The sequence below is a fragment of the Bradyrhizobium sp. HKCCYLRH3061 genome (genome assembly GCF_051168015.1).
In the GTDB taxonomy this organism is placed as follows: domain Bacteria; phylum Pseudomonadota; class Alphaproteobacteria; order Rhizobiales; family Xanthobacteraceae; genus Bradyrhizobium.
Window position 1 is genome coordinate 269,566 of sequence record NZ_JBNPUE010000007.1, and the last position, 6,336, is coordinate 275,901.

The window sequence follows — 6,336 nt, forward strand, 5'->3', positions numbered from 1 at the left end:
CCACGCCCCCGGATACCTGAGATGATCGATCTGACCGTGAGCGAAGACACTTCCGATGATGCCCGCGCTCGCCGCAACGTGGCGCGGCTCGCGGCCGCCCAGGCGCTGACCGGCGCCAACTCGGCCGTGATCTTCGCGACCGGCGCGATCGTCGGCGTCACCATTGCCCCGAACATCGGGCTCGCGACGGTGCCGATCTCGATGTACGTCGTCGGCCTCGCCGCCGGCACCCTGCCGACCGGCGCGATCTCGCGGCGCTATGGCCGCCGGGCGGCCTTCCTCATCGGTACCGGCTGCGGTGCCGTCACCGGCGTGCTCGGCTGCCTCGCGATTCTGCGCGGCTCGTTCGCACTGTTCTGCCTGGCGACGTTCCTCGGCGGCCTCTATGGCGCGGTCGCGCAATCCTATCGCTTCGCCGCTGCCGACGGCGCCAGCGCCGCGTTCCGGCCCAAGGCGGTGTCGTGGGTGATGGCAGGCGGCATCTTCGCCGGTCTGCTCGGTCCACAACTCGTGCAATGGACCATGGACGTCTGGCAGCCCTATCTGTTCGCGTTCAGCTATCTGATCCAGGCGGCGGTCGCGCTGGTCGCGATGGGGATCGTCGCCGGCGTCGATCTGCCGAAGCCTGAAGCTGCCGATCTGCATGGCGGCCGGCCGCTGTCCGAGATCGTGCGCCAGCCGCGCTTCATCGCAGCCGCGCTGTGCGGCACCATCGCCTATCCGGTGATGAACCTGGTGATGACCTCGGCGCCGCTGGCGATGCAGATGTGCGGGCTGACGGTGTCGGATTCCAATTTCGGCCTGCAATGGCACATCGTCGCGATGTACGGCCCGAGCTTCTTCACGGGATCGCTGATCGCGCGCTTTGGTGCGCCTGCCATCGTCGCGCTGGGCCTGGGGCTCGAAGCGGTCGCGGCCGTCATCGGCCTGTCCGGCCTGACCGCGATGCACTTCTGGGCCACACTGGTCATGCTCGGCGTCGGCTGGAATTTTGGCTTCGTCGGCGCCTCCGCCCTGGTGCTGGAGACGCATACGTCCGCCGAGCGCAACAAGGTGCAGGCGTTCAACGATTTCCTGATCTTCGGCCTGATGGCGCTGGGCTCGTTCTCCTCGGGCCAGTTGCTCGCCCATTTCGGCTGGTCGGCGGTGAACCTCGTGGTCTTCCCGCCGGTGCTGCTGGGCCTGTGCGTGCTCGCGCTGGTGTGGTCGTCGAAGCGCCGCGAGGCGGCGGCGGGCTGACGTTTGACGGAGTTAGACTAGCAGGTACTTCTACGAGAATGCTGAGTATCAAGCGGCACGGGTGGTGCACCCTCTCCCCTCGTGGGAGAGGGTGGCTTTCATGCGCAGCATGAAAGCCGGGTGAGGGGTCGCCCCGGGCTCAGACCTGAATATGTCGCACGAACCCCTCACCCGAGTGAGTTCGTCGCTGACGTCTGTGTAGCCCTCTCCCACAAGGGGAGGGGGCGCAGTCATGGGCAGCGCGATACTATGCGCACTGGAGCGATTTGGGTCACTTCAACTCCGACACCTCGCCCTCCGGCAGATCGAACTCGAACGTGTTCAGCGTCATCGAGACCATCGTGTAGTAGCCGCAGAGGCCGATGATCTCGACGACGCCGCGCTCGCCGAGCGTTGCGATCGCGTCCTTGTAGAGCGCATCCGTCAGCCCATGGCCCTCATGCAGCGACTTGGCGACGTCGTAGATCACTTTCGCCTTGGGATCGGAGAACTCCGGCGTGCGGCGGTCGCGGATGGCGTCGATGATCTTGATGTCCAATCCGCCGGCCAACGCGAGGCGCTTGTGCGCGTACCATTCGTAGTGCGCGGTCCAGTGCCGGGCCGTCACCAGGATCGCGATCTCCGACAATGCTGCGGGAAACACCGTGTCGTAGCGCAGGAAGGCGCCGAGCCGTGTTGCATGCCGCGCCATCTCGGGACTGTTGAGCCAGGCCATCATCGGCGGCGGCGGCGAGCCGCGCTTGCTGGCGATCGATTCGTCGTAGGTCTGGCGCTGGTCGGCGCTCATTTCGCCAGGCGAAAGAAGTTTCAGGCGCATGTTCGTTTCCTCGTATTTCACGCGGCGGCATCATGACCATAGAACGCCCGGCAAGGCGAGGGTGCCCGCGGCGACATCGATGTTGAATTCCGCCAAGCGCTGAGGTTAGGTCTTGCCAACGACAGCAATCATGGAAACGCGTGAGGACCTGGCATGGCCGATCTCGACACATTCCGCCGCGAAACGCGGGCCTGGCTGGAGGCCAATTGTCCGCCGGAGATGCGCCTGCCGACGACCTCCGAGGAGGATACGTTCTGGGGCGGCCGCAATGCGAAATTCTCCTCCGAGCCGCAGCGCATCTGGTTTGAGCGCATGCGCGACAAGGGCTGGACCGTGCCGCACTGGCCGAAAGAATACGGCGGCGGCGGCCTCGACGGCGAGGAGGCCAAGATCGTGCGCCAGGAGATGGCGGCGATCGGGGCGCGCGCGCCGATCACCTCGTTCGGCATCTCGATGCTCGGGCCGGCGCTGCTGAAATACGGCACCGACGACCAGAAGCGCGAGCACCTGCCCAAGATCACCGCCGGCCTGATCCGCTGGTGCCAGGGCTATTCCGAGCCGAACGCCGGCTCCGATCTCGCCTCGTTGCAGACCCGCGCCGAGAGCGATGGTGATGACTACATCATCAACGGCCAGAAGATCTGGACCTCCTACGCCAACTACGCCGACTGGATCTTCTGCCTGGTGCGCACCGACCCCGCGGCGAAGAAGCATGACGGCATCAGCTTCATCCTGTTCGACATGACGTCGAAGGGCGTGTCGACCAAGCCGATTCTCCTGATCTCCGGCCGCTCGCCGTTCTGCGAGACCTTCTTCGACAATGTCCGGGTGCCCAAGGCGAACGTGCTCGGCACCGTCAACCGTGGTTGGGACGTTGCGAAGTACCTGCTGCAACACGAGCGCGCGATGATCTCGGGCATGGGCGAGCGCGGGGGCAGCCGGCCGCTCGGCCAGGTCGCGGCCGACTCCGTCGGCAGCGACGGGCAGGGCCGTCTCGACGACGCGCTGCTGCGCGCCGAGATCGCGACCTTCGATGTCGACGAGGCGGCGCTCGCGGCGGCCGCCGAGCGCATGGTCGATCTCGCCAAGGCGGGGCAGGGCCATCCGGCGTTCTCCTCGGCGATGAAGTATTACGGCACCGAGCTCAACAAGCGCCGGTATGAGCTGTTGATGTCGGCCGGCGGCATCGACGCGCTGGAATGGGAGAGCGAGCGTTCCCATGAAGGCGCGCGTCCCCGTGCCTGGCTCCGCACCAAGGCCAACTCGATCGAAGGCGGCACCTCCGAGGTCATGCTCGGCATCGTCGCCAAGCGCATCCTCGATCTGCCGGGGGCGTAGTTCATCACTCTCTCCGTCATGGCCGGGCTTGACCCGGCCATCCACGTCTTTCCTCGTGACGTGAGACATGGATGGCCGGGTCAAGCCCGGGCATGACGAGTGGAGAGAGCCCGCATCCAACAAACAAAATTCTTGGAAACACCCCATGCCTCTCCTCCTCACCGAAGAACAATCCATGCTGCGCGACAGCGCGCGCGGGCTGATCAACGACAAGGCGCCGGTGCCGCACCTGCGCAAGCTGCGCGACGTCAGAGACGAGACCGGCTTCTCCAGGGAGCTCTGGGCCACCTTCGCCGAGATGGGCTTTGCCGGACTGCTCGTGCCGGAAGAGCACGGCGGCTCCGGCCTCGGCGCGGTCGAAGCCGGCGTCGTGATGGAGGAGATCGGCCGCACCTTGATGCCGTCGCCGTTTTTCGCCACTGCCGTGCTGTCAGCCTCGGCGCTCACCCGCGCCGGCTCGGCGGCGCAGAAGTCCGAGTATCTGCCGAAGATCGCCAACGGCGCGCTGCTCGCCGCGCTGGCGTTGGACGAGGGTGCGAAACATCGTCCGCTGCACACAACGCTGCAGGCCGCGCGCTCCGGCAACGGCTTCAAGCTCAGCGGTGCCAAGGCGATGGTGGTCGACGGCCATGTCGCCGATCTCCTGCTGGTCGTCGGCCGCAGCGCCGGCGCGCCCGGCGAGCGCGATGGCCTCACGCTGTTCCTGGTCGATCCCAAGGCCAAGGGCGTGGTGATCGAACGCACCATCATGGTCGACGCGCACAACGCCGCGCGGGTCACGCTCGACAACGTCGAGGTGACCGCCGATCACGTGCTCGGCGAGGTCGATGGGGGCGCTGCCACGCTCAGCGCCGTGCTCGATCTCGGCCGCGGCGCGGTTGCCTCCGAGATGGTGGGACTGAGCGAGGAAGTGTTCGGCCGCACCGTTGCCTATCTCAAGGAGCGCAAGCAGTTCGGCAAGGCGATCGGCGAATTTCAGGCGCTGCAGCATCGTGCCGCGCAGCTCTACATTGAGATCGAGATCACGCGCGCCGCCGTGCTGAAGGCGCTGCAGGCGCTCGATGCCGATCCTGCCGGCGCGCCGGCGGCCGTGGCGGTTGCCAAGGCGCGCGCCGGCACGACCGCGACCCGCGCCGTCCAGGAGGGCGTGCAGATGCATGGCGGCATGGGCATGACCGACCAGTTCGACATCGGCTTCTTCATGAAGCGCGCCCGCGTCTGCGAGGAGATGTTCGGCGACGCCAACTACCACGCGGCGCAATTGGCGCAGCTGAGGGGGTACTGAATAAGGCTGCGCTCGCGAGACATCACTCTCTCCACAGGTGCGGCCCAACTCGTGCCACACCCAGCGCCGTCGTCCCGGCGAACGCCGGGACCCATAACCACAGGATGACGTGGTGACCCGCGCTGGCAGCTTCAGCCTTCGCCAAATCCCGGACGGTGGCTATGGGTCCCGGCTCAAGGCCGGGACGACACCGATGTTGTTGGGACGATATCGGCCCTCATCGGCCATTTGCGTCCCCGCGATCTTCAACGTCGCGATCTCAGAGATCACTGACAAAGAGCGCGCCATCAACCGATGGCGCGCCCTCGTCGCATCAATGATGCATCGCCGACTTCGCCGGTGGCAGCAGCACCTTGTCGATGACGTGGATGACGCCGTTCGAGGCCATGACGTCGGCCTGCACCACATGCGCGTCGTTGACCTGCACGCCGAAGAAGGTGCCGTCGACATCGACCTTCTGGCCCTGCGCGGTCTTCACGCTGAGCTTCTTGCCGGCGACGTCGCCGGCCTTCACCGCGCCGGGAATCACGTGGTACTTGAGGATCGCGGCGAGCTTGGCCTTGTTCTTCGGCTTGAGCAGATCCTCGACGGTGCCCGGCGGCAGCGCGGCGAACGCCGCGTCCGTCGGGGCGAACACGGTGAACGGGCCCTTGCTCTTCAGCACCGGCACGACGCCTGCGGCCTTGGCGGCCGCCACCAGCGTCTTGAACTGGCCTGCACCGACGGCAGTGTCGACGATATCGGCCGCACGAGCGGCGGTGGCGGACATGGAGAGCGCGCCCAGCATCAACGCGCCGGCCACGAACGAACGGATTCCCAGCGTCATTCGAATTTTTCCCTGTGAACTGAACTAATGAGTTGGTTGATGCGCAAAAGGGATTTGCGGCCCCTGTTCGCCCTGTCCTCCAGGTCGCATCACCCCGACCGGATTGGTCAGGCTCGTTACGATCGCTGCGTTCGGATGGATTTGAGGATGAGTTCACGAACTCGTGAGCCGCCTCTGAGGCCTGCAGGGCAGTGCGTCCGAGAGCCATGAATCCGCGGGACTAATTGCTTTGTAGGAGCATCCGCATTGCCCGTCGTGCCATTTTGTCGCAACCCGACGGGCGTTGTGTCGTCGGGCAAATCAGCCGCACATTTACCGCCGTCACGGCCCGCAAGAGGGACGCTTCGCGATCGTTACGAAACGTGGGCCGGCGACGCGATGGACGCATCGGATCGCAGCGCGCGAGATCGCGCCGACGAACGATGACGATGCGGACGTAAAAGCGCGTGGTCCTGGCGCCCCGATGCTGGCGTCAAGTCGATGGGAGTGATCCCGAACGACGACGGTGGCTAACAGGTCGGACACCGGGGAGAGCGCGCCATAAGCGTTAACACCATCGCGCAGGGAAGGCCGGGTTGTCCGGGCTGAGCCTGTGGTTCTGCCGCCTGCATTTTTTTCGCAGGCGGACCGCAGGTGCCAGTCGGCACCTGGCCTTCCCTGCGCCCTCGATTTACGGAGGGTGGAGATTTGGCAAAGCTCGGGCGCGAGAGGCGTCGCGAGAAGGTTACGTCATGCTCCGTCATTGCGAGCGAAGTGTTTAGCCCGGAGACATAGCTTACACCTGTTCGGGGACATGGTTGACACTTTTGGGGTCACGCAAATCGATCGCTG

At 65.7% G+C, this 6,336-nt stretch carries 5 protein-coding genes; 3 read left to right on the forward strand and 2 right to left on the reverse strand.

The features are described 5' to 3' along the window. Positions 1 to 21 precede the first annotated feature (21 nt). Complete coding sequence (locus ACQR2C_RS14885; protein WP_315801646.1) at positions 22 to 1,239, forward strand: MFS transporter; 1,218 nt, start codon at positions 22 to 24, stop codon at positions 1,237 to 1,239. A 271-nt stretch (positions 1,240 to 1,510) separates the two neighbouring features. On the opposite strand, the gene ACQR2C_RS14890 is transcribed toward ACQR2C_RS14885, so the two are convergent. Beyond that, the gene (locus ACQR2C_RS14890) at positions 1,511 to 2,056 is read right to left on the reverse strand and encodes a carboxymuconolactone decarboxylase family protein (protein ID WP_434881489.1); all 546 of its coding nucleotides are present in this window, start codon (positions 2,054 to 2,056) and stop codon (positions 1,511 to 1,513) included. Between the two features lie 153 nt (positions 2,057 to 2,209). Here ACQR2C_RS14890 and ACQR2C_RS14895 point away from each other — a divergent pair, with 153 nt between their 5' ends. Both ACQR2C_RS14895 and ACQR2C_RS14900 read left to right on the forward strand, forming a co-directional pair. Continuing rightward, a complete protein-coding gene (locus ACQR2C_RS14895; protein ID WP_434881490.1) occupies positions 2,210 to 3,394 on the forward strand; it encodes an acyl-CoA dehydrogenase family protein in 1,185 nt (394 codons plus the stop codon). 145 nt (positions 3,395 to 3,539) lie between these two features. Beyond that, positions 3,540 to 4,679: an acyl-CoA dehydrogenase family protein gene (locus tag ACQR2C_RS14900; RefSeq protein ID WP_434881491.1), complete on the forward strand. Its 1,140-nt coding sequence runs from the start codon at positions 3,540 to 3,542 to the stop codon at positions 4,677 to 4,679. 313 nt (positions 4,680 to 4,992) lie between these two features. On the opposite strand, the gene ACQR2C_RS14905 is transcribed toward ACQR2C_RS14900, so the two are convergent. Then, the gene (locus ACQR2C_RS14905; protein WP_316218747.1) at positions 4,993 to 5,448 is read right to left on the reverse strand and encodes a fasciclin domain-containing protein; all 456 of its coding nucleotides are present in this window, start codon (positions 5,446 to 5,448) and stop codon (positions 4,993 to 4,995) included. Positions 5,449 to 6,336 lie beyond the last annotated feature (888 nt).

Bases quoted from the DNA above. Each gene is read 5' to 3' on its own strand.
- ACQR2C_RS14885 (WP_315801646.1), top strand. From the start codon at position 22: ATGATCGATCTGACCGTGAGCGAAGACACTTCCGATGATGCCCGCGCT.
- ACQR2C_RS14890 (WP_434881489.1), bottom strand. From the start codon at position 2,056: ATGCGCCTGAAACTTCTTTCGCCTGGCGAAATGAGCGCCGACCAGCGC.
- ACQR2C_RS14895 (WP_434881490.1), top strand. From the start codon at position 2,210: ATGGCCGATCTCGACACATTCCGCCGCGAAACGCGGGCCTGGCTGGAG.
- ACQR2C_RS14900 (WP_434881491.1), top strand. From the start codon at position 3,540: ATGCCTCTCCTCCTCACCGAAGAACAATCCATGCTGCGCGACAGCGCG.
- ACQR2C_RS14905 (WP_316218747.1), bottom strand. From the start codon at position 5,448: ATGTCCGCCACCGCCGCTCGTGCGGCCGATATCGTCGACACTGCCGTC.